Source organism: Pseudomonas sp. EA_15y_Pfl1_P101 (assembly GCF_963970835.1).
Taxonomy (GTDB): domain Bacteria; phylum Pseudomonadota; class Gammaproteobacteria; order Pseudomonadales; family Pseudomonadaceae; genus Aquipseudomonas; species Aquipseudomonas tritici.
In genome coordinates this window covers 286,804-312,939 of record NZ_CAXAPA010000007.1, presented here as the reverse complement: position 1 = coordinate 312,939, position 26,136 = coordinate 286,804, and the positions used below count along the sequence as shown (strand labels likewise).

General features: G+C 59.9%; 25 protein-coding genes and 2 pseudogenes. 13 read left to right on the top strand and 14 right to left on the bottom strand.

Annotated features, from left to right (window positions below):
- The 4 genes from AACY36_RS13830 to AACY36_RS13815 are packed head-to-tail and all read left to right on the top strand — an operon-like array spanning position 1 to position 3,497.
- Positions 1 to 1,149, top strand: coding sequence for an ABC transporter permease (locus AACY36_RS13830; RefSeq protein WP_339419155.1), 1,149 nt, complete (start codon positions 1 to 3; stop codon positions 1,147 to 1,149).
- Positions 1,146 to 1,949: an ABC transporter ATP-binding protein gene (locus AACY36_RS13825; protein WP_445261120.1), complete on the top strand. Its 804-nt coding sequence runs from the start codon at positions 1,146 to 1,148 to the stop codon at positions 1,947 to 1,949. Before AACY36_RS13830 ends, AACY36_RS13825 begins: the two co-directional genes overlap by 4 nt.
- A 1-nt stretch (position 1,950) precedes the next feature.
- Entirely contained in the window at positions 1,951 to 2,889 is a 939-nt protein-coding gene (locus AACY36_RS13820) for an MlaD family protein (RefSeq protein WP_339419157.1), read from the top strand.
- Positions 2,886 to 3,497: an ABC-type transport auxiliary lipoprotein family protein gene (locus AACY36_RS13815; protein WP_339419158.1), complete on the top strand. Its 612-nt coding sequence runs from the start codon at positions 2,886 to 2,888 to the stop codon at positions 3,495 to 3,497. Before AACY36_RS13820 ends, AACY36_RS13815 begins: the two co-directional genes overlap by 4 nt.
- Before the next feature lie 92 nt (positions 3,498 to 3,589).
- Here the strand turns inward: AACY36_RS13815 and AACY36_RS13810 are convergent, their stop codons facing one another.
- The 5 genes from AACY36_RS13810 to AACY36_RS13790 all read right to left on the bottom strand — a co-directional run bounded on the left by AACY36_RS13810 (position 3,590) and on the right by AACY36_RS13790 (position 7,999).
- Entirely contained in the window at positions 3,590 to 4,819 is a 1,230-nt protein-coding gene (locus AACY36_RS13810) for a nucleoside recognition domain-containing protein (RefSeq protein WP_339419159.1), read from the bottom strand.
- Positions 4,820 to 4,917: 98 nt separating this feature from the next.
- Positions 4,918 to 6,249, bottom strand: coding sequence for a glutamate/aspartate:proton symporter GltP (gene gltP / locus AACY36_RS13805; RefSeq protein ID WP_339419160.1), 1,332 nt, complete (start codon positions 6,247 to 6,249; stop codon positions 4,918 to 4,920).
- Between the two features lie 750 nt (positions 6,250 to 6,999).
- Entirely contained in the window at positions 7,000 to 7,467 is a 468-nt protein-coding gene (locus tag AACY36_RS13800; protein ID WP_339497240.1) for an inhibitor of vertebrate lysozyme family protein, read from the bottom strand.
- Positions 7,468 to 7,469: 2 nt separating this feature from the next.
- Entirely contained in the window at positions 7,470 to 7,634 is a 165-nt protein-coding gene (locus AACY36_RS13795; protein WP_084378456.1) for a DUF1328 domain-containing protein, read from the bottom strand.
- Between the two features lie 80 nt (positions 7,635 to 7,714).
- Complete coding sequence (locus AACY36_RS13790; RefSeq protein WP_339419167.1) at positions 7,715 to 7,999, bottom strand: hypothetical protein; 285 nt, start codon at positions 7,997 to 7,999, stop codon at positions 7,715 to 7,717.
- A gap of 378 nt (positions 8,000 to 8,377) precedes the next feature.
- Between AACY36_RS13790 and algB the strand changes: the two genes are divergently transcribed.
- Positions 8,378 to 9,724 carry a sigma-54-dependent response regulator transcription factor AlgB gene (gene algB / locus AACY36_RS13785; protein ID WP_339419169.1) on the top strand — a complete coding sequence of 449 codons (1,347 nt, stop codon included), beginning with the start codon at positions 8,378 to 8,380 and terminating at the stop codon, positions 9,722 to 9,724.
- Positions 9,725 to 9,734: 10 nt separating this feature from the next.
- Positions 9,735 to 11,522, top strand: a complete 1,788-nt coding sequence (locus AACY36_RS13780; protein WP_339419171.1) for an ATP-binding protein — start codon at positions 9,735 to 9,737, stop codon at positions 11,520 to 11,522.
- Here AACY36_RS13780 and AACY36_RS13775 read toward each other — a convergent pair.
- The 7 genes and pseudogenes from AACY36_RS13775 to AACY36_RS28290 all read right to left on the bottom strand — a co-directional run.
- Positions 11,519 to 12,295: an N-acetylmuramoyl-L-alanine amidase gene (locus AACY36_RS13775; RefSeq protein ID WP_339419173.1), complete on the bottom strand. Its 777-nt coding sequence runs from the start codon at positions 12,293 to 12,295 to the stop codon at positions 11,519 to 11,521. The two genes, AACY36_RS13780 and AACY36_RS13775, sit on opposite strands and share 4 nt — an antisense overlap.
- Before the next feature lie 88 nt (positions 12,296 to 12,383).
- Positions 12,384 to 14,444 (bottom strand): GGDEF domain-containing protein, encoded by a 2,061-nt coding sequence (locus AACY36_RS13770; protein WP_339497238.1) that lies wholly within the window; start codon positions 14,442 to 14,444, stop codon positions 12,384 to 12,386.
- The gene (locus AACY36_RS13765; protein ID WP_339419176.1) at positions 14,441 to 15,319 is read right to left on the bottom strand and encodes an endonuclease/exonuclease/phosphatase family protein; all 879 of its coding nucleotides are present in this window, start codon (positions 15,317 to 15,319) and stop codon (positions 14,441 to 14,443) included. Before AACY36_RS13765 ends, AACY36_RS13770 begins: the two co-directional genes overlap by 4 nt.
- Before the next feature lie 10 nt (positions 15,320 to 15,329).
- Positions 15,330 to 15,965 carry a thiol:disulfide interchange protein DsbA gene (gene dsbA / locus AACY36_RS13760; RefSeq protein ID WP_339419178.1) on the bottom strand — a complete coding sequence of 212 codons (636 nt, stop codon included), beginning with the start codon at positions 15,963 to 15,965 and terminating at the stop codon, positions 15,330 to 15,332.
- A gap of 168 nt (positions 15,966 to 16,133) precedes the next feature.
- Entirely contained in the window at positions 16,134 to 16,745 is a 612-nt protein-coding gene (locus AACY36_RS13755) for a c-type cytochrome (protein ID WP_065880370.1), read from the bottom strand.
- Between the two features lie 36 nt (positions 16,746 to 16,781).
- A pseudogene (locus AACY36_RS28295) lies at positions 16,782 to 16,901 on the bottom strand (c-type cytochrome); the annotation flags it as partial.
- Between the two features lie 9 nt (positions 16,902 to 16,910).
- Positions 16,911 to 17,000 (bottom strand): annotated as a pseudogene (locus tag AACY36_RS28290) (cytochrome); the annotation flags it as partial.
- A gap of 191 nt (positions 17,001 to 17,191) precedes the next feature.
- Between AACY36_RS28290 and yihA the strand changes: the two are divergent.
- Positions 17,192 to 17,833, top strand: coding sequence for a ribosome biogenesis GTP-binding protein YihA/YsxC (gene yihA / locus AACY36_RS13745; RefSeq protein WP_032862650.1), 642 nt, complete (start codon positions 17,192 to 17,194; stop codon positions 17,831 to 17,833).
- A gap of 267 nt (positions 17,834 to 18,100) precedes the next feature.
- On the opposite strand, the gene polA is transcribed toward yihA, so the two are convergent.
- Positions 18,101 to 20,878, bottom strand: a complete 2,778-nt coding sequence (gene polA / locus AACY36_RS13740; protein ID WP_339427758.1) for a DNA polymerase I — start codon at positions 20,876 to 20,878, stop codon at positions 18,101 to 18,103.
- 74 nt (positions 20,879 to 20,952) lie between these two features.
- Between polA and AACY36_RS13735 the strand changes: the two genes are divergently transcribed.
- Both AACY36_RS13735 and AACY36_RS13730 read left to right on the top strand, forming a co-directional pair.
- The gene (locus tag AACY36_RS13735; RefSeq protein ID WP_339419185.1) at positions 20,953 to 21,243 is read left to right on the top strand and encodes a DUF2782 domain-containing protein; all 291 of its coding nucleotides are present in this window, start codon (positions 20,953 to 20,955) and stop codon (positions 21,241 to 21,243) included.
- A 56-nt stretch (positions 21,244 to 21,299) separates the two neighbouring features.
- On the top strand, positions 21,300 to 22,253 hold the full coding sequence (locus tag AACY36_RS13730) for a homoserine kinase (RefSeq protein ID WP_339419186.1): 954 nt from the start codon (positions 21,300 to 21,302) through the stop codon (positions 22,251 to 22,253).
- Between the two features lie 63 nt (positions 22,254 to 22,316).
- Here the strand turns inward: AACY36_RS13730 and AACY36_RS13725 are convergent, their stop codons facing one another.
- The gene (locus AACY36_RS13725) at positions 22,317 to 23,246 is read right to left on the bottom strand and encodes a zinc ABC transporter substrate-binding protein (RefSeq protein ID WP_339419187.1); all 930 of its coding nucleotides are present in this window, start codon (positions 23,244 to 23,246) and stop codon (positions 22,317 to 22,319) included.
- A gap of 58 nt (positions 23,247 to 23,304) precedes the next feature.
- On the opposite strand from AACY36_RS13725, the gene zur reads away from it, so the two are divergent.
- The 4 genes from zur to AACY36_RS13705 are packed head-to-tail and all read left to right on the top strand — an operon-like array spanning position 23,305 to position 26,104.
- Positions 23,305 to 23,787 carry a zinc uptake transcriptional repressor Zur gene (gene zur / locus AACY36_RS13720; RefSeq protein WP_065875637.1) on the top strand — a complete coding sequence of 161 codons (483 nt, stop codon included), beginning with the start codon at positions 23,305 to 23,307 and terminating at the stop codon, positions 23,785 to 23,787.
- A complete protein-coding gene (gene znuC, locus AACY36_RS13715) occupies positions 23,787 to 24,566 on the top strand; it encodes a zinc ABC transporter ATP-binding protein ZnuC (RefSeq protein ID WP_339427757.1) in 780 nt (259 codons plus the stop codon). The genes zur and znuC overlap by 1 nt, the downstream gene beginning before the upstream one ends.
- Positions 24,559 to 25,347 carry a zinc ABC transporter permease subunit ZnuB gene (znuB, locus tag AACY36_RS13710; RefSeq protein WP_339427756.1) on the top strand — a complete coding sequence of 263 codons (789 nt, stop codon included), beginning with the start codon at positions 24,559 to 24,561 and terminating at the stop codon, positions 25,345 to 25,347. Before znuC ends, znuB begins: the two co-directional genes overlap by 8 nt.
- Positions 25,348 to 25,384: 37 nt before the next feature.
- The gene (locus AACY36_RS13705; protein WP_339419193.1) at positions 25,385 to 26,104 is read left to right on the top strand and encodes a PA5502 family lipoprotein; all 720 of its coding nucleotides are present in this window, start codon (positions 25,385 to 25,387) and stop codon (positions 26,102 to 26,104) included.
- Positions 26,105 to 26,136: the final 32 nt, after the last annotated feature.

The window sequence follows — 26,136 nt, the reverse complement described above, 5'->3', positions numbered from 1 at the left end:
ATGACCACCCGTACGACCGCCGGCGCAGCCCACCTCGATACGTCCACCACCCCGCCACAGCTGAGGATTACGGGGGACTGGACGCTTGCCCACTATGCCAGCCTGAAGAAGCTGTCGGACAAGCTCGACGGCCAATACGATGCCGGCGCGCGCATCGACCTCAATGGCCTCGGCGCGCTGGATACCGCGGGCGCCTCGCTGCTGGTGGAGTTGCTGGGGCCGACCCGTATCGAGCAATCCGCCGAGCAGACCGATTGCAGCCTGTCAGCCGCCGACCGCGCGCTGTTGAAGACCGTCTACCGCTCCCTGAACGATTTTTGCGTGCCGCAGAAAGCACCGGAAGAAGCCACCGGCATCCAGCTGCTGGCGCGCATCGGCCGGGCGGTGGACACCGTCTGGCAGGACAGCAAAAAACTGCTGGGCTTTATCGGCCTGATTCTCGAAACCTTCGCTCGCGGTATTTTCCGCCCCAAGCGCTGGCGCATCACACCGATGGTCGCGCACATCGAACAAACCGGCCTCGACGCTGCGCCCATTGTGGCCTTGCTGACCTTTCTGGTCGGCGCCGTCGTAGCGTTCCTGGGCGCCACGGTGCTCAAGAGCTTTGGCGCGACGATTTTTACCGTGGACCTGGTGGCGTTCTCTTTCCTACGCGAGTTCGGCGTGTTGCTTACCGCCATCTTGATCGCCGGCCGCACAGCCAGTGCCTTTACCGCGCAAATCGGCTCAATGAAGGCCAATGAAGAAATTGACGCCATCCGCACGCTGGGCCTCGACCCGATGGAACTGTTGGTATTGCCGCGCGTGCTGGCGTTGCTGGTGTCATTGCCAATGCTGACCTTTCTGGCAATGCTCTCCGGGATTGTCGGTGGCGGCGTGGTCTGCGCCGTGGCGTTGGATATATCGCCGGCGATGTTTCTCTCGCTGCTGCAATCGGACATTGGTGTGCAGCATTTCCTGGTGGGCATGGTGAAAGCACCGATCTTCGCCTTCTTGATTGCCGCCATTGGTTGCCTGGAAGGCTTCAAGGTCAGTGGCAGTGCCGAATCGGTCGGCGCTCACACCACCTCCAGCGTGGTGCAATCGATTTTCGTGGTGATCGTGCTGGATGCGGTGGCTGCGCTTTTCTTCATGGAGATGGGCTGGTGAGTCGTCTGCACCGGGCGCCCAGTGAGGCGGTGATCGAAGTGCGCGGGCTGTGCAATCGCTTTGGCAGCCAGAGCGTGCACGAGAACCTCGACTTGGATTTGTATCAAGGCGAGATCCTCGCGGTCGTCGGCGGGTCCGGCAGCGGCAAGTCGGTGCTGTTGCGCAGCATTGTTGGCCTGCGCAGGCCCAGCGAAGGTGAAGTGCGGGTATTCGGTAAAAACCTGCCCAATCTCTCGGAACACGAACGCTCGCTGATGGAACGACGCTTCGGCGTGCTGTTCCAGAAGGGCGCACTGTTTTCCTCGCTGACCGTCACCGAAAACGTCGCGCTGCCACTGATTGAACACGCCGGCCTCAGCCGCCGCGACGCCGAGCACTTGGCTGCGGTCAAGCTGGCCCTGGCCGGGCTGCCGCTGTCGGCGGCCGACAAATACCCGGCCTCGTTGTCGGGCGGCATGATCAAGCGCGCGGCCCTGGCCCGTGCGCTGGCGCTGGACCCGGACATCCTGTTTCTCGACGAACCCACCGCCGGCCTCGACCCGATTGGCGCGGCGCAATTCGACCAACTGATCCTCACCCTGCGCGATGCATTGGGCCTAAGTGTGCTCCTGGTCACTCACGACCTGGATACGCTGTACACCATCACCGACCGCGTGGCGGTGCTGGCACAGAAGAAAGTGCTGGTCGCCGGTGCCATCGACGTCGTCTCGGAAACGGACAACGTGTGGATTCACGAATATTTCCACGGCCCTCGGGGCCGCGCGGCATTGGATGCCGCTCAATCGCTTAACGAGGTATGACATGGAAACCCGAGCCCATCATGTGATGATCGGTCTGTTCAGCGTGATCGTGGTGGTCGGCGCGATGCTGTTTGGCCTGTGGCTGGCTAAGTCCAGCATCGACAGCGCGTTCCAGGATTACGAAGTGGTCTTCAACGAAGCCGTCAGCGGGCTTTCCCAGGGCAGTTCGGTGCAGTACAGCGGCATCAAAGTGGGTGACGTTATCAGCCTGCGCCTGGACCCCAAGGACCCGCGCCGCGTCCTCGCGCGCATCCGCCTGGCCGGCCAGACGCCGATCAAGGAAGACACCCTGGCCAAACTGGCACTGACCGGTATTACGGGCACCTCGATCATCCAGCTCAGCGGCGGCACGCCCCAAAGCCCCGAACTCAAAGGCAAAGACGGCAACCTGCCGGAAATCATCGCTTCGCCTTCGCCCATCGCGCGCCTGCTCAATAACAGTAACGACTTGATGACCAGCATCAACCTGCTGCTGCACAACGCCAACGACATGTTCTCCGCGCAGAATGTCGAGCGCCTGAGCAACACATTGGACCACTTGGAAAAAACCACGGGGTCGATTGCCGACCAGCGTGGCGACATCAAGGTGGTGATGCAGCAACTGATGCAAGTGAGCAAGCAGGCCTCTGCCGCCCTGGAGCAAACCACAGTGCTGATGCGCAACGCCAACGGCTTGCTCAACGATCAAGGCAAACAAGCCTTTGGCAGCGCCGAGCAGGCCATGAAGTCTCTTGAACAGAGCACCGCCACCATCAACACCTTGCTGACAGACAACAAGAGTTCGGTAAACAGCGGCATGCAAGGCCTCAATGAACTGGCACCGGCCGTGCGCGAACTGCGCGAAACCCTCGGCTCACTGCGCGCCATCTCTCGCCGCTTGGAAGCCAACCCCAGCGGCTACCTGCTGGGCAGCGACAAAAACAAGGAGTTCACGCCATGAAGCGTGCTTACCAAATGATCGCCCCTGTGGCCCTGGCGCTCGTGAGCGCGTGCTCGATTTTGCCCAAGGCCGACCCTTCGGATGTGTATCGCCTGACCTCGGCCCAGACCACCACACAGGGCACCCCGGTAGCCTGGTCGCTGCGCGTGACCAAGCCGCAGACCAGCGAATTTCTCGACAGCCCGCGCATTGCCGTGGTGCCCAATGGCGACCTGATCAGCAGTTATGCGAACTCGCGCTGGAGCGATCCGACGCCGGTGCTGTTGCGTAATCGCCTGCTGGACGGGTTTCAGCGCGATGGGCGGGTAACGTTATTGAGCACCGACGAAACCAATCTGCAGGCCGACTATGAGCTGGGCGGGCAATTGCAGGCATTCCAGAGTGAGTACCGGGGCGGGGCGGTAGAGGTGGTGATACGTCTGGATGCGCGGCTGGTGCGGGGGAGCGATCAGCGGATAATTGCCAGTCGACGATTTGAGGTGAGGCAGCCGGTGAATGACACCAAAGTGCCGGCCGTGGTGGCTGGGTTTGGGCAGGCAGGGGATCAGCTGACTAAGCAGGTGGTGGATTGGGTGGTTGCGCAGGGCAATAATGCACCGAAACGCTGAGGGCCTCTTCGCAGGCAAGCCAGCTCTCACATTTGACTGTATTCACGCATCCAAATGTGAGAGCTGGCTTGCCTGCGAAAGGGGTTTAAGCCTCAGCCAAAGAACCAGTAGCACACCGCAATCGCCGCCACGACGCCGGCAAACTCCGCCAGCAACGCACATCCCACCGCATGCCGCGCCCGCTGGATCCCCACCGAACCAAAATAAACCGCCAACACGTAAAAGGTGGTCTCGGTACTGCCCTGAATCGCCGCCGCCACCAATGCCGGGAAGCTGTCTACGCCCTGGGTTTGCATAGTCTCGATCAGCATCGCCCGCGCGGCACTGCCGGAGAACGGCTTGACCATGGCAGTCGGCAAGGCATCCACAAACCGCGTATCCATGCCGGTCCAGGCCACGACGTGGCGAATACCTTCCAGACCAAACTCCAGCGCGCCGGATGCTCGCAGCACGCCGACGGCACACAGCATCGCCACCAGGTACGGCAGCAGATTCTTGGCCACATCGAAGCCTTCTTTGGCGCCTTCGACGAACGCCTCATACACCTTCACCTTACGCAGCGCGCCGATCACTAGGAACAGCATGATCAGGCCGAACAGCGTGAGGTTGCCAAGGATCGACGACAAGCCAGCCAATGCGGTGGCGGACAGCGTCGCCAGCAACGCCATGAAACCGCCCAGCACCAATGCACCCGGAATCAAATAGGCCAGCACCACCGGATCCCACAGACGCAGGCGCTGTATGATCGCCACTGACAACAGACCCACCAATGTAGACGCACTGGTCGCCAGCAGGATCGGCAAAAACACCAGCGTCGGGTCCGCAGCACCTTGCTGCGCGCGGTACATGAAGATGGTCACCGGCAACAGCGTCAGCGAAGACGCGTTTAGCACCAGGAACAGGATCTGCGCGTTACTCGCCGTATCGGGGATGGGGTTGAGTTCCTGCAATGCCTTCATCGCTTTCAAGCCGATGGGCGTTGCCGCGTTATCCAGGCCCAGGCCGTTAGCTGCAAAATTGAGGGTGATCAAGCCAATGGCGGGGTGGCCGGCGGGCACTTCAGGCATCAGGCGGCGAAACAATGGGCCCAGCGCCTTGGCCAGCCACTCGACGATCCCGGCTTTTTCGGCGATGCGCAAAAAGCCCAGCCACAGCGTCAGGGTGCCGAACAGCAGCACCATCACTTCCACCGACAGTTTGGCCATGGCGAAAATGCTTTCGACCATTGCCGCAAAAATCCCGGCATTACCGCCAATCAGCCATTGCGCCAGTGCTGACACCATTGCCACGACAAAGAAGCCAAGCCACAGGCCATTGAGCATCAGTTGAACCCCCCAAAGAATGGGGCGAATGATAACGGGGCTGGCAGAAACGACAAACCCCGGAATTTTCCGGGGTTTGTTTAAGAGCCGTCGTGCTATCAGCTGCGCGTGGCTTGGCCGACCGGCAGCGCTTGCTTGCTGCGCCAGTGCGGCAGGGAGTTCCAGTAACGCTCGCCCTTGGCATCGTCGTACATGCCTTCCCAACGGGAGATGACCAGTACGGCCAGGGCGTTGCCGATCACGTTAAGCGCAGTACGCGCCATGTCCATGATGCGGTCGACGCCGGCGATGAACGCCAGGCCTTCCAGCGGAATGCCCACGCTGCCCAGGGTAGCCAGCAGTACCACGAAGGACACGCCCGGTACGCCGGCGATACCTTTGGAGGTGACCATGAGGGTCAGCACCAGCATCAGCTGCTGGCCGATCGACAGGTCGATGCCGTACAGCTGGGCAATGAAGATCGCCGCGATGCTCTGGTACAGGGTCGAACCGTCGAGGTTGAACGAGTAACCCGTCGGCACCACAAAGCTGCAAATAGCCTTCGGCGCGCCGTAGGCTTCCATCTTCTCGATCACGCGCGGCAGCACGGTTTCGGAGCTGGCGGTGGAGTAGGCCAGTACCAGCTCATCCTTGAAGATGCGCATCAGCTTGACCACCGAGAAGCCGAACAGGCGGGCGATCAGGCCAAGGATCACGAAAGCGAAGAACAAGATGGCGACGTAAACCAGAATCACCAGCTTGGCCAGCGGCAGTAAGGAGGCGAAGCCAAAGTTGGCCACGGTCACGGCGATCAGTGCGAATACGCCGATCGGGGCGTACTTCATGATCATGTGGGTAACTTTGAACATGCTCTCGGACACGCCCTGGAACAGGGTCACCAGCGGCTCACGCAGCTCAGGCTTGAGGCTCGACAAGCCCAGGCCAAACAGCACGGAGAAGAAGATGATCGGCAACATTTCGCCACGGGCCACGGCGGCGAAGATGTTCGATGGGATCAGGTTGAGGATGGTCTCGATGAACGCATGCTCATGCTGCACCTCGGCGGCAGTCGCCTGGTACTTGGAGATATCCACGGTACCCAGGGTACTCATGTCGATGCCAGCACCCGGGTGGAACAGGTTGGCCAGCAGCAGGCCAACCACGATGGCGATGGTGGTGACGATTTCGAAGTAAAGGATGGTTTTGACGCCGATACGCCCGAGTTTTTTCGCGTCACCGACACCGGCAATGCCGACGATCAGCGAGGAGATCACAATCGGGATCACGATCATCTTGATCAGACGGATAAAGATATCGCCCGCTGGCTGCAACACATTGCTGATCCACCAGGCCTTTTCAGCGCTGAAATGGTTGAGCACAGCACCGATTGCGATCCCCAGCACCAAACCGATGAGGATCTGCCAGGCGAGGCTTAGCTTTGCCTTCTTCATGTCATTACCCTTACTTCAAGTGAACTTAAGGCAAACGCGCCAGCTGCAACGCCCGAGGGCGAAAAAGTGTGTGCATCTGCCTCCATGGAAGGTCACCGCAGCGTGGCCGAAATGGCTTACTGGCAGGCGAAAAAAGGCGCAACTATTCCCATGCAAGGGAGCGACGTCTAATGCCGTAAACGCCTACCCTATGCCGAATCGGCATGGTCTTTTTTCATAATAACTGTCCGAACGGTCAGTTCAAATGTGACATTTTGTCCGACAAACATGCCGTGAACCTGCCAAACCCGGCTCGCGCAGAGATTCAGCACGTGTCGCGAGCATTGCCATAAATACTTGGGAATTCCGCTGTTTAGTGTCAGAAATACCTTAAAGGCCCACACTAATTTTCTCGATAGATGGTCGAGCCGACACACTAAGAAATGGTTGGGATCGAGCAGAACGGAAATTTGCGACTATGGAAGGTATAGGCAGGTATATGGAGAGGGGCAAAGAGGCAAAGCATTTACGTCATAAGCGCGCCGCAAATTCAGCAAGCCATAAGCTTGTGAACCTGCGTCGCAGCCTTTCGCCTGACCCGGCCCTTTCGCAGGCACTCCCTGTACCCGTAGGTCACGCCGATCGCGATTGATCAGCACAACCCGGCCCCTTGGTCATGCACAGCACTTGGCGTGCTTTGCAGACAGAAAGAAGCGAGGCGCTTCTTTCAGTGGACGCCAGCTCCGCAGACGACATCGCGTCAGGCGGAACCTAGTACCAATTCGGATCTTTCTTCAATTGCTCCATCAGGAGCTTCTGCATACCTTCGTCCGGCTTGCCGATAAAACGGTAGTCGGCATGCCGCGTGGGCGATTTGTCCGCCGGCAGGCCGGCCGGGACCTCAACCAACATGGCGTAGGCATCTTCCTTGTCGAAGCTGAAGGCAACGATCAAGCGCTTGTTCAGGCACGTGTCAGCGGTTTCGCAGAGCGGCCCAACCAAATACTTATCACCGTCTTCTTCCACGGCATTCATTTGCTCGGCCGTGCCCGACAGGTTCAATACCCATTCTGGCAGACGCTCTTCTTTCTTCACCACGCCTTGCCAGGTTTCACGGTATTGCGGGTCCGAGCTGAGCAATTCGTTGGCTCGGGATTGGCCGTCATTGGCGGCCATCACCAAGCTGCTAACGCCCAGAAGCAGGGCGGCAGTAATGGCTTTGAAGGACAGAGTGGTCATTTTCAGCCTCGGCCGCGACGACCAAAGAAGAAAGAAACGATGAACATCACCAGGAAGACCACAAACAGGATTTTTGCGATACCCGTCGCGGTGCCCGCGATGCCACCGAAGCCCAAGACTGCAGCCACAATGGCGATGATCAGAAATGTGATTGCCCAACTCAACATGGTGATTCTCCTTATCGTTCTTTAAGAGGTAACAGCTGTGGTGCCGTACAGCCACTCAACACGAGTAGCCTTTGTGTTGCCTAGAACACCCAACGCTCTTGGGATGGCAGTTCACTCAGGGAAGACGCCTGGTCAACCATCCGCAATTGCGGGGCTGTTGCGCTGGGAGCAACGCTGCCAACGGAACGGAAATGGGTCTGGGTCATGGCCGGACGCTCAAACTGAGGAACCTGCTGCTGACTCTGCTGCCAATGTTGCAACTGCTGAACACCAATCAACGTGACAATCAGCGCCAAGCTGGCAAACAGCCCTTGCTGCAAGCGCAGTGGCGATACACGCAATTGGCTAAGGCTTTGGCGAGTCATGCTGCTGTTCTCCCACATTTTGATTATTCGTGAGAGGGATATTGCAGAGCGCATGCCAGTTTTTTTACAAAATAAATATCAACAAAATCAATAGGTTATCTATTAATAGATCACCATGAACCCAGCATCCTGCACGATCCCCTACTTGGCGCCGTGCGAAATGCACGATGGCCAGCGGTCGGATCAAGGGATAGACAGCGCAAGGTGTGTTGCCGAAGTGGCAAGACGGCTTGAAAACGCCATCAGACGGCGCTTTTTAGACAGGGTTGCAGATACCTGCACGACGTCGCCATTTATCAATCAGAATAAACCATGCAACTTGCCCGATTATTCCGGGACTAAACACCATCATTCATACTTTTAGGGAGCGCGGGACAGATGGAATCAGCCAAGGAACTTCAAGGCCGCATTCTTTTAGTGGATGACGAATCCGCGATCCTCCGCACCTTCCGCTATTGCCTGGAAGATGAAGGCTACACAGTGGCTACCGCGAACAGCGCTGCCCAGGCCGATACCTTGATGCAGCGCCAGGTGTTCGACCTGTGCTTCCTGGACTTGCGCCTGGGCGAAGACAATGGCCTGGATGTATTGGCCCAGATGCGGATCCAGGCGCCCTGGATGCGCGTGGTGATTGTGACCGCCCATTCGGCGGTCGACACCGCTGTTGATGCCATCCAGGCTGGCGCCGCCGACTACTTGGTGAAGCCTTGCAGCCCCGACCAACTGCGCCTCGCCACCGCCAAGCAACTGGAAGTGCGTCAACTCTCTGCGCGCCTCGAGGCCCTCGAAGGCGAAGTGCGCCAACCGAAAGATGGCCTCGACTCCCACAGCCCGTCGATGATGGTGGTACTGGAAACCGCACGCCAGGTGGCCGGGACAGATGCCAACATCTTGATCCTGGGTGAATCCGGTACCGGTAAAGGTGAGCTGGCGCGAGCCATTCACGGCTGGAGCAAGCGCTCAAAGAAATCCTGTGTGACCATTAACTGCCCATCGCTGACCGCAGAGCTGATGGAAAGTGAGTTGTTCGGTCATAGCCGTGGGGCCTTTACCGGTGCCAGTGAAAGCACCTTGGGCCGCGTCAACCAAGCAGATGGCGGCACGCTGTTTCTCGACGAGATCGGCGACTTTCCACTCACGTTGCAACCTAAATTGCTACGATTCATCCAAGACAAGGAATACGAGCGTGTGGGCGACCCTGTCACCCGTCGTGCCGATGTACGTATCCTCGCGGCCACCAACCTGAATCTGGAAGACATGGTGCGCGACGGCCGCTTCCGAGAGGACTTGCTCTATCGCCTCAACGTGATCACCTTGCACCTGCCGCCGCTGCGCGAGCGAAGTGAAGACATCCTGACCCTGGCCGACCGTTTCCTGGCGCGCTTCGTCAAGGAATACGCCCGACCTGCACGCGGCTTCAGCGATGAAGCGCGCGAAGCGCTGCTCAACTATCGCTGGCCGGGGAATATCCGTGAGCTGCGCAACGTAGTGGAACGCGCCAGCATCATTTGTCCCCAGGATAAGGTCGAAATCAGCCACCTCGGGATGTCTGAGCAGCCGACCAACAATGCGCCGCGTATCGGTGCGGCGCTGAGCCTCGACGAGCTGGAGAAGGCACACATCGGCGCCGTCCTCGCGACCAGCGACACCCTGGACCAGGCGGCTCGCACCCTGGGTATCGACGCGTCGACCCTGTACCGCAAACGTAAACAGTACAACCTGTGAGCTGTAACCTATGAAGTTAGCGATGAAACTGCGCACTCGGTTATTCCTGAGCATCTCCGCGCTGATCACCGTTGCCCTGCTAGGTTTGATCCTGGGCTTGGTCAGCGTCATGCAAATGGCCAAGACCCAGGAGTCTTCAATTCGCAGCAACTTCGTTACCCTCGACTTGGGGCTCAAGCTGCGTCAGAGCCTGGGCGACCAGTTGATGATGATGCTGGAGGCGCGACCTAATCCGGAAGCCCTGGAAGCCTCGAAAGGACGCTACTTTGATTTGCTGGACCAGGGGATTGCCCATGAGCGGCAAGCTCACACCGGAAGCGGCTTCAGCGAGGCCAAGGCGGACTACCTGAGTTTCCTCGAGGCTTTCGATGAGTCTCAGCAGGCTTCGCCGCCGCCGGGCAGCAAGGAAAAACTCCACGAAACCTTCAACGTGCTGCGTAACGGCCTGATCGCCGAACACAAGCACGCCCTGGAAAGCATCAGCGCCAGCGAACAAAAGTCCCGCGCGCGCGCCTTGCTGATCGCCGGCGTTCTGGGATTGGTGGGGCTCGCGGTGCTGATCATCGGATTCATTACGGCTCATGGCATTGCCAGGCGTTTTGGCGGGCCGATCGAAGCCCTGGCCAAGGCGGCGGACAAGATCGGGCAGGGCGATTTCGAGGTGACGCTGCCCCTCTCCTCTGCCGCGGAAATGAACCTGTTGACCCGGCGCTTCGGCATCATGGCCGAAGCGTTGCGCCAGCATCAGGCGACCAATGTCGATGAACTGCTGGCGGGCCAGCAGCGCCTGCAAGCGGTGCTCGACAGCATCGACGATGGCTTGCTGATGATCGACCGCCAAGGCCGCCTGGAGCATCTCAACCCTGTCGCCCAGCGGCAATTAGGTTGGGACGAGGAACGCCTCGGCCAGGGCCTGGGCGAGGCGTTGGTGCGTCCGGAACTGGACGAGCAACTGCAACTGGTACTGCGAGGCGGTAACCTGGAGCGGGCGCCGGACGATCTGGAAGTGGAAGTCGAAGGCGAACTGCGCCTGCTGACCTACAGCTTGACCCCCGTGAGCCATACCGAGGGGCATATCCTCGGCGCGGTGATGGTGCTGCATGACGTCACCGAACAACGGGCATTCGAGCGGGTGCGCAGCGAGTTCGTACTACGCGCCTCCCATGAACTGCGTACGCCGGTGACCGGCATGCACATGGCATTCGGACTGTTCCGCGAACGCGCGAAGTTTCCCGCAGAGTCCCGTGAAGCGGACCTGCTGGACACGGTTAATGAAGAGATGCAGCGCCTGATGCAGTTGATCAACGACCTGCTCAATTTCTCGCGGTACCAGAACGGCCTGCAGAAACTCACGCTGGGGCCGTGCGATGTGACTGACCTGCTGGAACACGCCCGGGCGCGCTTCGTCGAGCCAGCCAAAGCGCAAAACGTCGAACTGCTGGTAGAAACTCAATCCGACCTGCCCAGATTGTATGCAGACCAGGCACAACTGGAGCGGGTGCTCGATAACCTGCTGGGTAACGCCCTGCGCCATACAGCCACTGGCGGGCAGATTCGCCTGCATGCGCGCCGCCATGGTGAGCGGGTGATTGTCAGCGTCGAAGATAACGGCGAAGGCATCGCTTACGGGCAACAGGGGCGGATCTTCGAGCCCTTCGTCCAGGTAGGCCGCAAGAAAGGCGGCGCCGGCCTGGGGCTGGCGCTGTGCAAGGAGATCGTGCAATTGCACGGCGGCCGCATGGGCGTGTATTCGCGGCCGGGGCAAGGCACTCAGTTCTATATGGCGTTACCGCTTTAACGGTGGTTCAACGCTCGCAGGATCGCTGCACTCTCCGCATCCGGCGCGCCGTCAAATAGCGATGGCCGGAAATGCATCTGGAACGCCGCGATCACGTGACGCGTGGCCACATCCAGCTCTCCGGTCTGGGGTGTCTGGTAGCCCAGACGCGCCAACTCTTCCTGAAACCAGGTGATGCTCGGCAGCTCGGTGGCGTATTGCACCTGGTAGCGCGCGAAAGCCTGGGCATCCGGCCATACGCCCAGCCCTTCAGCAGCCAGGCGCTTCCAAGGGAATAGCGGGCCCGGGTCCAACTTGCGCAGCGGTGCGATATCGCTGTGACCAATAATGTTTTTGGGGTCGATGCCGTTGCGCTTACTGATATCTTTGAGCAAGACCACCAGGGATTTCACCTGCGCCTCAGAGTACGGGTACCAGAGTCGGCCAGTCGGTGTGTCCTTGTAGCCAGGGTTCACGATCTCGATACCGATGGAGCTGGAGTTAAGCCAGGTGCGCCCCATCCACTCGCTTTCCCCGGCATGCCAGGCGCGCTGGCTCTCATCTACCAGCTTGTAAATGGTGGCGGAGGCATCGTCGCCGATCAGGTAGTGGCTGCTGACCTGGCCGTGGGTGAGCAATGCCAGGGAGCGTTCAAGGTTGGTGGAGGTGTAATGGACGACCACGAACTGCACGCGGTTATCGTGATTCACCGAGGGGTGGTTGGTGTCCAGGCGAGGGCCGCTGGCGCAGCCCGCAAGCAGAAGGAACACAAAAGCAAAGTACAAGGATTTCATGGCGGAAGACGTTACACTGAAGACGATAATGCAACAGTGTAACGTACCGGTTGTGGCCCGGCGGTCAAATTACAAAATGGAACATTTTTTAGGCTGCCTGCACCTGATTCCGTCCCGCTGCCTTTGCCCGATATAGCGCCGCATCGGCGCGTTTGAGCGCCAGGTCACTGCGCTCTGCCGGCTGGAACTGCGCCACGCCCATGGAGACCGTGATCGTCACCGGCTCGCCCTTGAAGTGAAACGGGCACGCCTCAATCGCTGCGCGCAACACCTCGCCCGCCGCCAGGGCATCCTTCAAGGATGAGTCAGGCATCAGCAAGACGAACTCTTCACCGCCAAAGCGCGCGATAAAGTCAGTCGGTCGCAGGCGTTTGCGCAGCACAGTGGCGATGATTTTCAGCACCCTGTCGCCAGCCAGGTGGCCGTAGCCATCGTTGATGCGCTTGAAGTGATCCAGGTCCAGCATCGCCAGCGACAGGTTGTTGCCGCGTTGGAGCCAAGTGTTGACCTCCTGATCCAGGCGCTCACTCCACGCTGCGCGATTGGGCAAGCCGGTGAGCGGATCGATCAGGGCCTTCTGGCGTTGAACCTCCAAGTGCTCGCGATAGCCTTGGGCTTCCTGCTCCATATTGGCAACCCGTTCGGCCAGGCCCTTCAGACGTGCAGCCGTTTCCTGCTCACGTTGATCGCGCTGCTGCTGGTGCTCATCCATGGTACCTAACAGGCCTTCGAGATGGCTTTCCAATACGTGCTTGAGGCTGTCCAGGTCGGCGGCTTCCTGCACGCTGCTTTGCAGGCCGTCGACCTGTTCGCGGATCTGCGTGTCCAGTTCCCGGGCGGCGGAACGGCTATCGGCGTGGCCGTCGCTGGCGACCTGTAAATGCCCCTGGAACGCTTCGAGGCGCTCGTTGAGCTGCTTAAGGTAAGCCTCGAACTCATGCTGGCCGCTGTCGGTGATCGCCAGCATCAAGACTGCCAGGTCGTCGAGGATAGGCAGCAGTTCGTACCAGTTCAGGCCGTGGGCCAGACGCTCACGCATGGCTTCGGCCTGGGGCCGATGGCGCTCGGGCAATGCCAGCTCTTCCAGCAGGCCGAGCAGGGTGTCTTCGATGTGCTTGGCCACGAAGCTGTAGGACGGCTCCGGCGAGTCGGGTAGGGAATACGCGCCATCCGATTGCAGCTCGTCGGGGTCGGACTCTTCGGCCTCCAGCACAGGCGGGAGCGACAGGCTGCCGATGACAGTTTTATCCGGGGTTTCGACCTGAGGTTCGGGGGTTTCGATGAAGGCGGCAAGGGCGCTTTCCGGCGCCAGTTGTTCTGCCTGAAGTTCGACCTCGGGCTCCACACGCGCCAAGGGCGCTGCGAGCGCTTCAATAGGAGCGGCTTGAGCGGCGGCCTCGTAGACGAACGCTTCACTGGAGGCCTCGGCAACCTTTGCCGGTGCATCCGATTCAACTGCAAGGACAACCGGCTCTTGAGGCTGTGGCGCAAAGGCGCGCAAGGCTTGCGTCAGCTCCTCGGACTGCTCGGGCTGCTGAGGCTCGGCGACGGGCTTGGCCACAGGGGTTTGCGATGCCGGGATGGGGACCGGTTCGTTTGCTAGCGCCTCGTTCGAGACATCCTTGGAACCAAACAGACGCTGCAAGAGCCCAGGCCCTGCGCGCGTGGTTTCGCCGCCGGGCTCCAGGTTATTCAGCGCCTGGCTTTGCAGGCCACTCAACTCGCTCAGCAACAACGGGATCTCACGTGCCTGGCCGACGCGCCCGTCCAACTGCTTGGCAAACGCCTTCAGCGGACGGATGACCTCACGGGGCAACGGCAGCTTTTGCAGTTGCGTGACCAAGGAGGTCAGCGCAGTGCTGATCTGGTCGACCCGGGTTTCGCGGCGCTGCTCTGACTCAAGAACGGCCTTTTCCAGACGCGGCAGCAACGCGGCGAGGGCGGCGTCCATGTCATCCGTGCGGACAACGTCGCGCATTTCCTTCATGCATTGGTCAACCACGCGATCGGTGCCCTCAGCCGCCAACGTACTGCGTACGAGCCCACGACGCAGCAGGTCAAGGCGGGCGGCCCAGCGACGTTCGAGCTTTTCCTGTTGCTCGATGCTTTTAAGGTACTTCTCTTTCCAGCGCTGGGCGTCGTCGCTCATGCAAGGGGTCCGTGAGGGCCGGGACTCAGCGCGGGGAATGCATCGGCCGTGAGCGAACCCGGCAGACGAATCTCTACCGCGACCGGCAGGTGATCGGAGATGGGCTGCGCCAGCACCTGCACACTCTCGAGTGTAAGGGTCGGGCTTAGCAGGATATGGTCAAGACAGCGTTGCGGGCGCCAGCTGGGAAACGTAGCTTCGGCTTGCGGTGCCAGTAGGCCAAGGTCGCGCAACGGAGAATTCAGCAGCAGGTCGCTGGCATGGGTGTTCATGTCCCCCATCAGCACCTGGTGTTTGTAATTGCCAATCAGCTCTCGGATGTAGGCCAATTGCAGGGTCCGGGTGCGTGCACCCAGCGCCAGGTGCATCATCACCACGACCAAAGCCTCTGGCCCCTCGCCAAAACGCACAAGGATAGCGCCGCGGCCCTTGGGGCCTGGCAGCGGGTGGTCTTCGATGGCAGAAGGCTTCAAGCGGCTGAGCACACCATTGCTGTGCTGCGCCAGACGCCCGAGGTTGCGATTAAGCTGCTGGTACCAATAAGGGAAGGCACCCAGCTGGGCCAAGTGCTCCACCTGATTGATATAGCCGGAGCGCATGCTGCCGCCATCGGCTTCCTGCAGGGCAACTAGGTCGAAGTCATTCAACAGGTTGCCGATCTTTTGCAGGTTGCCGGCGCGCCCATTGTGGGGCAACAGGTGTTGCCAGCCACGGGTGAGGTAATGCCGATACTTCTCGGTACTGATGCCCACCTGGATATTGAAGCTCAGCAGCCGCAGACGACTGTCCGGCGGCAAACCTGTGGTTTCCAGGTGATGTTCGTTGACCTGCGGATCATGCAGGCCAACCACACGTTCGGTACCCCAGCGGCGCATGACAGGCCCCTTACTTGGCTGCGCGCTCTTTGGCGATCAGCTGGTCGGCAACATTAAGGACAGCTTCCGGGCCGCCAGCAGTACCCAGGTCAAAACGGTATTTGCCGTTGACGATCAGCGTCGGTACACCTTGCACGCCATACTTCTGTGCCAGTTCCTTGGCCTGTTTGATCTGGCCCTGTATAGCGAAGGAGTTGAAGGTGGCCAGGAACTTGTCCTTGTCGACGCCTTGGGTGGCAACGAAGTCAGCCATTTCGTCTGGTTTGGTCAGGCGTTTGCCTTCTTTCTGAATCGCATTGAACACGGCGTTGTGCACCTTGTGCTCTACGCCCATGGCTTCCAGGGTCAAGAACAGTTGGCCATGAGCATCCCATGGGCCGCCAAACATGGCAGGGATACGTTTGAAGTTTACGTCCTTAGGCAGCTTCTCAACCCATGGGTTGATCGTCGGCTCAAAAGCGTAGCAATGCGGGCAGCCATACCAGAACAGCTCCACCACTTCGATCTTGCCTGGCACCGAAACCGGAACCGGGTTGGCCAATTCAACATAGGTTTTCCCGGCTTCAAGCGGCACGTCGGCAGCTTGTGCGGTCATGCCGAAGAGGCTGGCAGTGACGAGAGCGGCGCTGAGGATCAGATTACGCATGCTTTACTCCTGGACAAATAAAGTCGCCTCACGCGACCTTTGTTGTGACAGGTCTACGCGGGCATGAGTTCGTTAGTGTAACGGTAGCGGCCACAAAAAAGGGCAGCCTAAGCCACCCTTTTTATGCTTGCATCGATGGATTAATCGAGCGTTAACGTCGTGTGCGCCTCAGTGCAGCCCCTGGATGTAGCTGGAGACCGCCGCAATGTCTTCATCACTCAGCTTGCGAGCAATTGTGCGCATGATCATCGCATCGCCGTCGTTGCTTCGCCCGGCCTCTTCCTTACGGAAATCGGTCAACTGTTTGGCGATGTAGGTTGCGTGCTGGCCACTCAAGTGCGGGAAGCCTGCGGCTGCTATACCGGCGCCATTTGGCGAGTGGCAGCCGGTGCAGGCAGGAAGACCTTTCTCCAGGTCGCCGCCGCGGAACAGTTTCTCACCACGGGCCACCAGTTTCGGATCGGCAGCTCCCACACTGCCTTTCTGGCTGGCAAAATACGCGGCGATGTCTGCCAGGTCCTGATCGCTGAGGTTGGTCAGCAAGCCGGTCATTTCCAGGACCGTGCGCTTGCCAGACTTGATATCCTGCATCTGCTTGGTCAGGTAGCGCTCTCCCTGGCCGGCCAGTTTGGGGAAGTTCGGCGCCGGGCTGTTACCATCCGGTCCATGGCAAGCACCACAGACGGCGGCTTTCGCCTGGCCCGCTGTAGCGTCGCCTGCAGCATGGGCAACACCAGTGATGCCCAAGGTCAACAGCAGACTCACGATCAGTTTGTTCATCAGCTAATCCAACTACGGCTAAGGGTTTAAGAGTTATCAACCGGGTTTACTCACCATCAACTCAATGATGGCCTGGTAATCCTCAGTACTGCAGTCCATGCACAAACCACGCGGCGGCATTGCCTTGAAACCCTGGGTCACGTGTTGCACCCGCGTGACCACGTAAACTCGGTTGTACACCGCTTCCGGATCCTGTGTAGCCTGAGCACCCTAAAGCGGGACCAGGACACCGACAGCGCGCAACCACTTGGTCAGACGTCGACCATTCAGGGTTTGAGAGCGTTTTGCGTTCTAATGCGCAATAAAGGTCTTTCGCTCCCGTGAACTTCGTCCTTCGCTGGGACAAAGCACACACAAAATCTGCGGCATTATATACTGGCGCTACTGAAACGGAAACGACACCGCTTGCCGCACCCTTTCTCGGCATCGCCCACATCGGAAATCTCATGCAACTCAAGAATCCCATCCTCGGCCTGTGCCAACAGTCCACGTTCATGCTCAGCGCCGCCAAAGTTGACCAATGCCCCGATGACGAAGGCTTTGAAGTCGCCTTTGCCGGTCGTTCCAACGCCGGTAAATCCAGCGCACTGAACACCCTGACTCACGCCAGCCTGGCACGTACCTCGAAAACCCCGGGCCGCACGCAACTCCTCAACTTCTTCAAGCTAGACGATGATCGGCGTCTGGTCGACCTTCCGGGCTACGGTTACGCAAAAGTACCCATCCCGCTGAAGCTGCACTGGCAGCGTCACCTCGAGGCTTATCTGGGTGGCCGCGAGAGCTTGAAGGGTTTGATTTTGATGATGGACATCCGCCATCCGATGACCGATTTCGACCTGTTGATGCTCGATTGGGCTGTTGCCAGCGGCATGCCGATGCATATCCTGCTGACCAAGGCAGACAAACTGACCTACGGCGCCGCCAAGAACACCCTGCTCAAAGTGCAGGCCGAAATCCGTAAAGGCTGGGGTGACGCGATCACTATCCAACTGTTCTCGGCGCCGAAGCGTATGGGCCTGGAAGACGCCTACACCGTGCTGGCCGGCTGGATGGAATTGGCCGACAAGGGCGCGGAAATCGCGGAGTAACTTTTCTGCAGGCAAAAAAAACCCCGGACTTCGTATGGGGAGGGGAAGTTCGGGGTTCAAGTTCCGGACCGCTAGGGCGAGGCCCAGATATCTGCCAACACTTAACACAACATAGGAGCATTGAAGGGCTTCACCACCCATTCAGTAACTCTGAGTGGCAGTTCACAGGTTAAGTTCCGGCAGGCTCAAAACTATTGGAAATAACTGACAGCGACTTCCGGACTAAAGCACTGTGCCACCACCCAAGGTGGTGGCAAAGCCTCGTAATCAGTGCGCTTCGTCCCAGTTATCGCCCACACCTACTTCCACCAGCAGTGGCACATCCAACTGAGCAGCCGCACTCATGTGCTCACGGATCCTCTCGCTGACTTCGGCCACCAAGTCCTCACGCACTTCCAGCACCAATTCATCGTGCACCTGCAGGATGACCCTGGCATCCAGGCCCGAATCGGTCAGCCAATTGTCCACCAGCACCATGGCTTTCTTGATGATATCCGCCGCCGTGCCCTGCATTGGCGCGTTGATCGCGGTGCGTTCTGCCGCCGCGCGCTCCTGTGGCTTGTTGGAATGGATATCCGGCAAATACAGCCGGCGCCCGAAGAAGGTTTCGACGTAACCCTGGTCGGAAGCCTGGGCGCGGGTGCGCTCCATGTACTCGCGAACCCCGGGATAACGGGCGAAGTACACATCGATGTACGCTTTGGCCGTCTTGGTATCGACGCCGATATCCTTGCCAAGCTTCTGCGCGCCCATGCCATAGATCAAACCGAAGTTGATCGCCTTCGCGCTGCGGCGCTGGTCAGACGTAACCTCACCCAGCTCAACCTTGAACACCTCGGCGGCCGTCGCCGTGTGCACGTCGAGGTTGTGACGGAAGGCGTTCATCAACCCTTCGTCCTTCGACAGGTGCGCCATGATCCGCAGCTCGATTTGCGAATAGTCCGCCGCCAGCAGTTTGTAGCCCTTAGGCGCAACAAACGCCTGGCGAATCCGCCGCCCTTCGGCGGTGCGCACCGGAATATTCTGCAGATTCGGGTCACTCGAGGACAAGCGCCCGGTAGCCGCCACGGCCTGGTGATAGGACGTGTGGATCCGCCCGGTGCGCGGGTTGATCTGTTCCGGCAAGCGATCGGTGTAAGTGCTTTTCAGCTTGCTCATGCTGCGGTACTGCATCAGCACCTTGGGCAGCGGATAGTCATCTTCGGCCAGCTTGGCCAGCACTTCTTCGGCAGTCGACGCCTGGCCCTTACCGGTTTTTTTCAACACCGGCAGGCCGAGTTTTTCGTAAAGGATCGCGCCGAGCTGCTTGGGCGAACCCAAGTTGAATTCCTCGCCGGCGATCTCGAACGCCTCGCGCTCCAGTTCGACCATCTTGTTGCCCAGTTCGATGCTCTGGATACCCAGCAGCTCCTTGTCCACCAGCGCACCCTGGCGCTCGATACGGGCCAGCACCGGTACCAACGGAATCTCGATATCCTTGAGCACACTCACCAGGCTCGGGATTGCTGACAGTTGCGCGAACAGCTCCTGATGCAGGCGCAAGGTCACATCGGCATCTTCAGCCGCATAAGGGCCGGCCTGCTCCAATGCGATCTGGTTGAAGGTGAGCTGCTTGGCGCCCCTGCCGGCGATGTCCTGGAAACTGACAGTGTCGTAATCCAGGTACTTCTTCGCCAGGCTGTCCATGTCATGCCGGGTTGCGGTGGCGTTTAACACATAGGATTCGAGCATGGTGTCAAAGGCGATGCCCCGCACCGTAATGCCGTGTGCGGGGTCGCCGCCGATGGCGCAGTTGGCCAGGATATTCATGTCGAACTTGGCGTGCTGGCCGACCTTGAGCTTGGTCGGGTCTTCCAGCAACGGTTTCAGGGCCAGCAGCACGGTGTCACGGTCCAACTGCTCAGGCACGCCGACATAGGCGTGGGTCAGCGGGATGTAGGCGGCTTCATGGGGCTGCACGGCGAAGGAAACACCGACCAACTGTGCCCGTTGGGCGTCGATGCCGGTGGTTTCGGTGTCGAAGGCGAACAACTTCGCGTCGTTGAGCTTTTTCAACCAGCTATCGAAGGTCGCCTGGTCGAGGATGGTGGTGTAGGTGGTCTGCGCTGGCGCCACGGGTTCAACGACTGCTTCAACAACAGGAGCAGCCTTGAGCTCCACTCGTTTGGCGTCGCGCTGGATCTCGTCAATCCAGCTCTTGAACTCCAGCAGCGTATACAGCTCCAGCAGTTTTTCACGGTCCGGTTCGATCAGGTGCAGATCATCCAGGCCCACATCCAGTGGCACATCAATCTTGATCGTCGCCAGTTGGTAGGAAAGGAACGCCATCTCTCGATGCTCTTCCAGCTTGGCCGGCAGCGTCTTCGCGCCACGGATAGGCAGGGTCGGCACGATATCCAACTGCTCATAAAGCTCTTTAAGGCCGCCGTTCACACCGACAAGCAAGCCGGACGCGGTCTTAGGACCGATACCAGGAACACCCGGAATGTTGTCGGACGAATCGCCCATCAACGCCAGATAGTCGATGATCTGCTCCGGTGCGACGCCGAATTTCTCCTTTACGCCCTCGATATCCATCGCACTACCGGTCATGGTATTGACCAAGGTAATGTGGCCGTCCACCAATTGCGCCATGTCCTTGTCACCGGTCGAAATCACCACCGGGCGGTCAGCGGCGGCGCTGCTGCGGGCCAGGGTGCCGATCACGTCATCGGCCTCGACGCCTTCGACGCATAGCAGCGGGAAGCCCAGCGCGATCACGCTTTGATGCAATGGCTCGATTTGCAGGCGCATGTCATCAGGCATGCTGGGGCGATTGGCCTTGTATTCGGCGTACATGTCATCGCGAAAGGTCCCACCCTTGGCGTCGAACACCACCGCGAACGGGCTGTCCGGGTACTGCCTGCGCAGGCTTTTGAGCATGTTCAACACGCCCTTGACCGCACCAGTCGGCAGGCCTTTGGAGGTGGTCAGCGGTGGCAGCGCATGAAAAGCGCGGTACAGATAAGAAGAACCGTCCACCAGGACGAGGGGTGCTTGGCTCATGAGCAGAATCAACCTTTTCGGCGGGTCAGGCGCTAGAATAGCCAGACCAATGACGACAAAGGGACAAGGTTATCATGCGTACATTTAATCGCCTGCTGTTGACCGGCTTGATTTCACTCACTCCGTTGGCTGCCATGGCGGCAGACGATGCGCCTGGGGGTGATCCGCAAGTGACCATTCGCACGGAAGGCGACAAGACCATCCAGGAGTACCGTCAGAACGGGTTCCTGTACGCAATCAAGGTCACTCCGAAAGGGGCGCCTCCGTATTTCCTGGTGCGCGCGGACGGAACCGATGCGAACTTCATCCGCTCTGACCAGCCGGATATGCTGATCCCGTCATGGAAGATCTTCGAATGGAAGTGATTTCTTAACTTAAATTGGCGCCGCGCACAGCGGCGCCCGTACTGGCAGTTTTAACCATGTCTGTGTTCACCCCCCTGGCTCGGCCCGAGCTGGAAACCTTTCTCGCCCCTTACGGGCTCGGCCGCCTGATTGATTTCCAGGGGATTGCCGCCGGTAGTGAAAACACCAATTTCTTTGTCAGCCTTGAGCGGGGCGAGTATGTCCTGACACTGGTTGAGCGCGGCCCGGTCGCAGAAATGCCGTTCTTCATCGAACTGCTCGACGTGCTCCACGACGCTGACCTACCCGTGCCTTATGCCCTGCGTACAACCGACGGCGTGGCACTGCGCGAGCTGAAAGGCAAACCGGCACTGCTGCAACCGCGCCTGGCCGGCAAGCACATCAAGGACGCCAACGCCCAGCACTGTACCCAGGTCGGCGACCTGCTTGGCCACCTGCACCTAGCGACTCAAGGCGAAAAGGTGCTGGAACGCAAGACCGATCGTGGCCTGGATTGGATGCTGACTGAAGGCACGCAACTGATCTCGCACCTGAATGACGCACAGCAACACCTGCTGAAAGCTGCACTGACGGAAATCGAAGCCCACAAGATCCAGATCCTCGCCCTGCCGCGCGCCAACGTCCACGCCGACCTGTTCCGCGACAACGCGATGTTCGAAGGCACGCACCTCACAGGCCTGATCGACTTCTACAACGCCTGCTCCGGGCCGATGCTGTACGACGTGGCGATCGCCCTGAATGACTGGTGCTCGGATGCCGACGGCGTGATTGACGGGCAACGCGCCCGTGCGCTGCTCGGCGCCTATGCCGGCCTGCGACCGTTCACCGCCAAGGAAGCCGAACTGTGGCCGACGATGTTGCGGGTGGCGTGCGTGCGGTTCTGGCTGTCACGCCTGATCGCCGCCGAGTCGTTTGCAGGGCAGGATGTGTTGATCCATGACCCGGCGGAGTTCGAGTATCGCTTGGCACAACGCCAGCAGGTCACGATCCAACTGCCGTTCGCCCTCTAAAGCCCCAACTCGGTCAATGTGGGAGCTGGCTTGCCTGCTCCCACATTAGACCTGCGCGGTCTGTTACAACGACTCCAGGCACCCAGCCAAGTCATTCCCCAACTTTTCCAACACCTGCTCATAACCCTGAGCCGTAGCCGGGGTATACCCGCCCAACGCATCCAACTCCGCCAGCTTCACCGGCAAGCCCGCCACCAGCGTTTCAGCCAAACGCGGACGCAACGGCGGCTCGCTGAACACGCAGGTCTTACCCACTTCCTGCAAACGCGTACGCATCGCCGCTACGTGCTGGGCGCCGGGCTGCACTTCAGCGGCGACACTGAACACACCGGCATGTTTGAGCCCATAAGCGTCTTCGAAGTAATCGAAGGCTTCGTGGAACACGAAGTAAGGTTTGCCGCCAACCGGCGCCAGGCGGGCTTTCAGGCGAGCATCCAAAACATCCAGGCGCTCATCAAAGGCTTTCACATTACCCTGGTAACGCACGGCATTGGCCGGGTCTGCGGCCGCCAGATCAGCAGCCATGCGCGCCGCAATCACACGAGCATTCACGGTCGACAGCCACAAGTGCGAATCCAGGCTGCCTGGGCGGTGATCATGATCATGTTCGTCGGCATCGTCGCTATGGGAGTGGCTATCTTCGGCGAAGCGCCGCAGCTTCATACCCGGAAGATCCTGCACCGCCACCGTTGTTGCCGTACGACCTTTCAGCACGCGCGGCAGGAAACTCTCCATATCCGGACCGATCCAGTACAGCAGGTCCACCGACTGCACGCGCCGTACGTCGGATGGACGCAGCGCGTAGTTATGCGGCGACGCACCCGGCGGCAGCAACACCTCCGGTACCGCCACGCCGTCCTGCACAGCCGCGGCTATCAACTGCAATGGCTTGATGCTGGTCAGCACCTTGACCTCGGCCTGAGCGGCGCCATTGATGAACAAACTGGTGACAAATACGATAAAAACGGGAAAAAGTCGGGACACGATGACCACTCAATGGCGTAGGAACGGGTAACATAATAACGTCTCTATCAAATGTCTGTCGCCGCTCATGCCTATTACACCGCTTGCCAGCCGTCCCCACGATCACTCCCACTGCGTGCATACCGCGCTGTCGGAGGCCGATACCCTCTGCGCACAAAAGGGGTTGCGCCTGACCGCCTTGCGTCGGCGGGTACTGGAACTGGTGTGGCAGAGCCACAAGCCGCTGGGTGCCTACGACATTCTCGGGGTGCTCAGTGAGCAGGACGGCCGCCGTGCAGCGCCACCCACGGTCTACCGTGCGCTGGATTTCCTGCTGGAAAACGGCTTGGTGCACCGCATTGCCTCGCTCAACGCCTTTGTTGGCTGCAACCACCCGGAACACGCGCATCAAGGTCAATTCCTGATCTGCCGCGCGTGCCATGCCGCCATCGAACTTGAACAAAAAAGCATCAGCGACGCCATTATCAGCAGCGCTGCCGATGTCGGCTTTACGGTCGAAGGGCAAACGGTCGAAGTAGTCGGCCTGTGCTCGGGCTGCCAGGGGGCTTGATGAGCAATGCGTTAATCCGCCTGGAACAGGTCGGGGTCACGTTCGCCGGGCAACACGTGCTGGATAACATCGCACTGAGCGTGGAGCCGGGGCAGATCGTCACCCTGATCGGCCCTAACGGCGCCGGCAAGACCACGCTGGTGCGCGCCGTGCTCGGCCTGCTCAAGCCCGACACCGGCAGCGTCTGGCGCAAGCCGAAGCTACGCGTCGGCTACATGCCGCAGAAGCTGCACGTCGACGCGACGCTGCCACTCTCGGTGTTGCGATTCCTTCGCCTGGTGCCGGGCGTGGACCGAGCCCGCGCGCAGGCTGCGCTCAAGGAGGTCGGCGCCGAACAGGTGATCGACAGCCCGGTACAAAGTATCTCCGGCGGCGAAATGCAGCGCGTGCTGCTGGCCCGCGCCTTGTTGCGAGAGCCGGAACTGCTGGTACTGGATGAACCCGTGCAAGGCGTCGACGTCGCCGGCCAAGCCGAGCTGTACAGCCTGATCACGCGCCTGCGCGACCGCCATGGCTGCGGCGTGCTGATGGTGTCCCACGACTTGCACTTGGTGATGAGCACCACCGACCAGGTGGTCTGCCTCAATCGGCACGTGTGCTGCTCCGGCCACCCGGAGCAGGTCAGCGGCGACCCGGCGTTCGTCGAGCTGTTCGGCAAAAACGCGCAGAGCCTGGCGATCTATCACCACCACCACGACCACGCGCATGACCTGCATGGCGCGGTCGTGGACGATCCTTCTACCCCTCACGTTCATGGAGATAGCTGCAAGCATGGCTGATTTTCTGCTCTACGCCCTGCTGGCAGGCTTGGCTTTGGCACTGGTTGCAGGCCCGTTGGGCTCCTTCGTGGTCTGGCGGCGCATGGCGTATTTCGGCGACACCTTGTCGCATGCCGCGTTGCTGGGCGTGGCCATGGGCTTTTTGCTCGATGTAAGCCCGACCATCGCGGTGACCGTAGGCTGCCTGCTCCTGGCGGTGCTGCTGGTGACCCTGCAACAGCGCCAGCCACTGGCCTCCGACACCCTGTTGGGCATCCTGGCACCAAGCACCCTGTCTTTGGGCCTGGTGGTGCTGAGCTTTATGCACGAAGTGCGCATCGACCTCATGGCCTATCTGTTCGGCGATCTGCTGGCGATCAGCCCCACTGACCTGACCTGGATCCTCGGCGGCAGCGCGACCGTGCTGGTGTTGCTGGTGGCCCTGTGGCGCCCATTGCTGGCGATCACCGTGCATGAAGAGCTGGCCAGGGTGGAGGGTTTGCCCGTACCCGCGCTGCGCATGGCCCTGATGTTGCTGATCGCCGTGGTGATTGCTGTCGCGATGAAGATTGTCGGCGTATTGTTGATCACATCGCTGCTGATCATTCCCGCCGCCGCCGCTCAGCGCCATGCCCGTTCGCCGGAGCAAATGGCGATCGGCGCCAGCCTGTTGGGGGTGTTTGCAGTGTGCGGGGGCTTGGCGCTGTCCTGGTTCAAGGACACGCCTGCCGGGCCATCGATTGTGGTCACGGCCGCCGCCCTGTTTCTGCTGAGTTTTGTCCTGCCCCGTCGAGGGGTGTAGACTTGCTCGCTTTTTGCGCAAATAGAGAGTCGCAGGAATGAAGCCGTTCACCGCCCGATATCTGCTCCTTGCCGCATTTTCCCTGCTGCTGGGCGCCTGTCAAAGCACACCGCCCGCCGCCCCACAGGCACAGGACGCACGTGCTGTGGCCATCACGCAACTGGAGCAAAACCTGGCCAGCAGCGAGCTGGCTACCGCCGAAGATCAGTTGGCCACCCTGCAAGCCCAGTCGCCCAACGACCCGACGCTTGAGGGCTACCAACGCCAATTGGCCGAGGCCTACCTGCAGCGCAGCCAGATAGTGTTGCAAAAAGGTGACGTCAACGCAGCTGCCACTGCGCTAAGCCGAGCGCGTGCGCTGATGCCAAAGGCACCGGCACTCACTGGCGGCGTTAACAGCGCCATCAGCCACGCCCGCAAAGCCGAGCTGGATAAAGCCGAAGCCGCCCTGAAAGCCGCTGAAACTCAGCCCGCCGCCAAGGTCATCGACCCGGCAGCGCCAAGCACCACCGTGGCACTGAACCTCACCGACATCGAAGCACTGCGCCATCAGCTGGATGCAATCGCCACCGACGTCGTGAATTACCAGTGCGACGTGAGCATCCAGGCGCCGCGCACCGAGGATTACCCGTGGCTGGCCACGTTACTGACCAAACGGGTGAAGCGTATTGATTCGGGGTATGACCTGAAGATTCACCGGCAGATTCTGAAGCACATTCCGGCGCAAGTTGTGTTGATTCCGCGCAAAGCGGACTAAACGCATCGCGGGCAAGCCCGCTCCCACATTTG

Bases quoted from the DNA above. Each gene is read 5' to 3' on its own strand.
- AACY36_RS13830 (WP_339419155.1), top strand. From the start codon at position 1: ATGACCACCCGTACGACCGCCGGCGCAGCCCACCTCGATACGTCCACC.
- AACY36_RS13820 (WP_339419157.1), top strand. From the start codon at position 1,951: ATGGAAACCCGAGCCCATCATGTGATGATCGGTCTGTTCAGCGTGATC.
- AACY36_RS13815 (WP_339419158.1), top strand. From the start codon at position 2,886: ATGAAGCGTGCTTACCAAATGATCGCCCCTGTGGCCCTGGCGCTCGTG.
- AACY36_RS13810 (WP_339419159.1), bottom strand. From the start codon at position 4,819: ATGCTCAATGGCCTGTGGCTTGGCTTCTTTGTCGTGGCAATGGTGTCA.
- gltP (WP_339419160.1), bottom strand. From the start codon at position 6,249: ATGAAGAAGGCAAAGCTAAGCCTCGCCTGGCAGATCCTCATCGGTTTG.
- AACY36_RS13800 (WP_339497240.1), bottom strand. From the start codon at position 7,467: ATGACCACTCTGTCCTTCAAAGCCATTACTGCCGCCCTGCTTCTGGGC.
- AACY36_RS13795 (WP_084378456.1), bottom strand. From the start codon at position 7,634: ATGTTGAGTTGGGCAATCACATTTCTGATCATCGCCATTGTGGCTGCA.
- AACY36_RS13790 (WP_339419167.1), bottom strand. From the start codon at position 7,999: ATGACTCGCCAAAGCCTTAGCCAATTGCGTGTATCGCCACTGCGCTTG.
- algB (WP_339419169.1), top strand. From the start codon at position 8,378: ATGGAATCAGCCAAGGAACTTCAAGGCCGCATTCTTTTAGTGGATGAC.
- AACY36_RS13780 (WP_339419171.1), top strand. From the start codon at position 9,735: ATGAAGTTAGCGATGAAACTGCGCACTCGGTTATTCCTGAGCATCTCC.
- AACY36_RS13775 (WP_339419173.1), bottom strand. From the start codon at position 12,295: ATGAAATCCTTGTACTTTGCTTTTGTGTTCCTTCTGCTTGCGGGCTGC.
- AACY36_RS13770 (WP_339497238.1), bottom strand. From the start codon at position 14,444: ATGAGCGACGACGCCCAGCGCTGGAAAGAGAAGTACCTTAAAAGCATC.
- AACY36_RS13765 (WP_339419176.1), bottom strand. From the start codon at position 15,319: ATGCGCCGCTGGGGTACCGAACGTGTGGTTGGCCTGCATGATCCGCAG.
- dsbA (WP_339419178.1), bottom strand. From the start codon at position 15,965: ATGCGTAATCTGATCCTCAGCGCCGCTCTCGTCACTGCCAGCCTCTTC.
- AACY36_RS13755 (WP_065880370.1), bottom strand. From the start codon at position 16,745: ATGAACAAACTGATCGTGAGTCTGCTGTTGACCTTGGGCATCACTGGT.
- yihA (WP_032862650.1), top strand. From the start codon at position 17,192: ATGCAACTCAAGAATCCCATCCTCGGCCTGTGCCAACAGTCCACGTTC.
- polA (WP_339427758.1), bottom strand. From the start codon at position 20,878: ATGAGCCAAGCACCCCTCGTCCTGGTGGACGGTTCTTCTTATCTGTAC.
- AACY36_RS13735 (WP_339419185.1), top strand. From the start codon at position 20,953: ATGCGTACATTTAATCGCCTGCTGTTGACCGGCTTGATTTCACTCACT.
- AACY36_RS13730 (WP_339419186.1), top strand. From the start codon at position 21,300: ATGTCTGTGTTCACCCCCCTGGCTCGGCCCGAGCTGGAAACCTTTCTC.
- zur (WP_065875637.1), top strand. From the start codon at position 23,305: ATGCCTATTACACCGCTTGCCAGCCGTCCCCACGATCACTCCCACTGC.
- znuC (WP_339427757.1), top strand. From the start codon at position 23,787: ATGAGCAATGCGTTAATCCGCCTGGAACAGGTCGGGGTCACGTTCGCC.
- znuB (WP_339427756.1), top strand. From the start codon at position 24,559: ATGGCTGATTTTCTGCTCTACGCCCTGCTGGCAGGCTTGGCTTTGGCA.
- AACY36_RS13705 (WP_339419193.1), top strand. From the start codon at position 25,385: ATGAAGCCGTTCACCGCCCGATATCTGCTCCTTGCCGCATTTTCCCTG.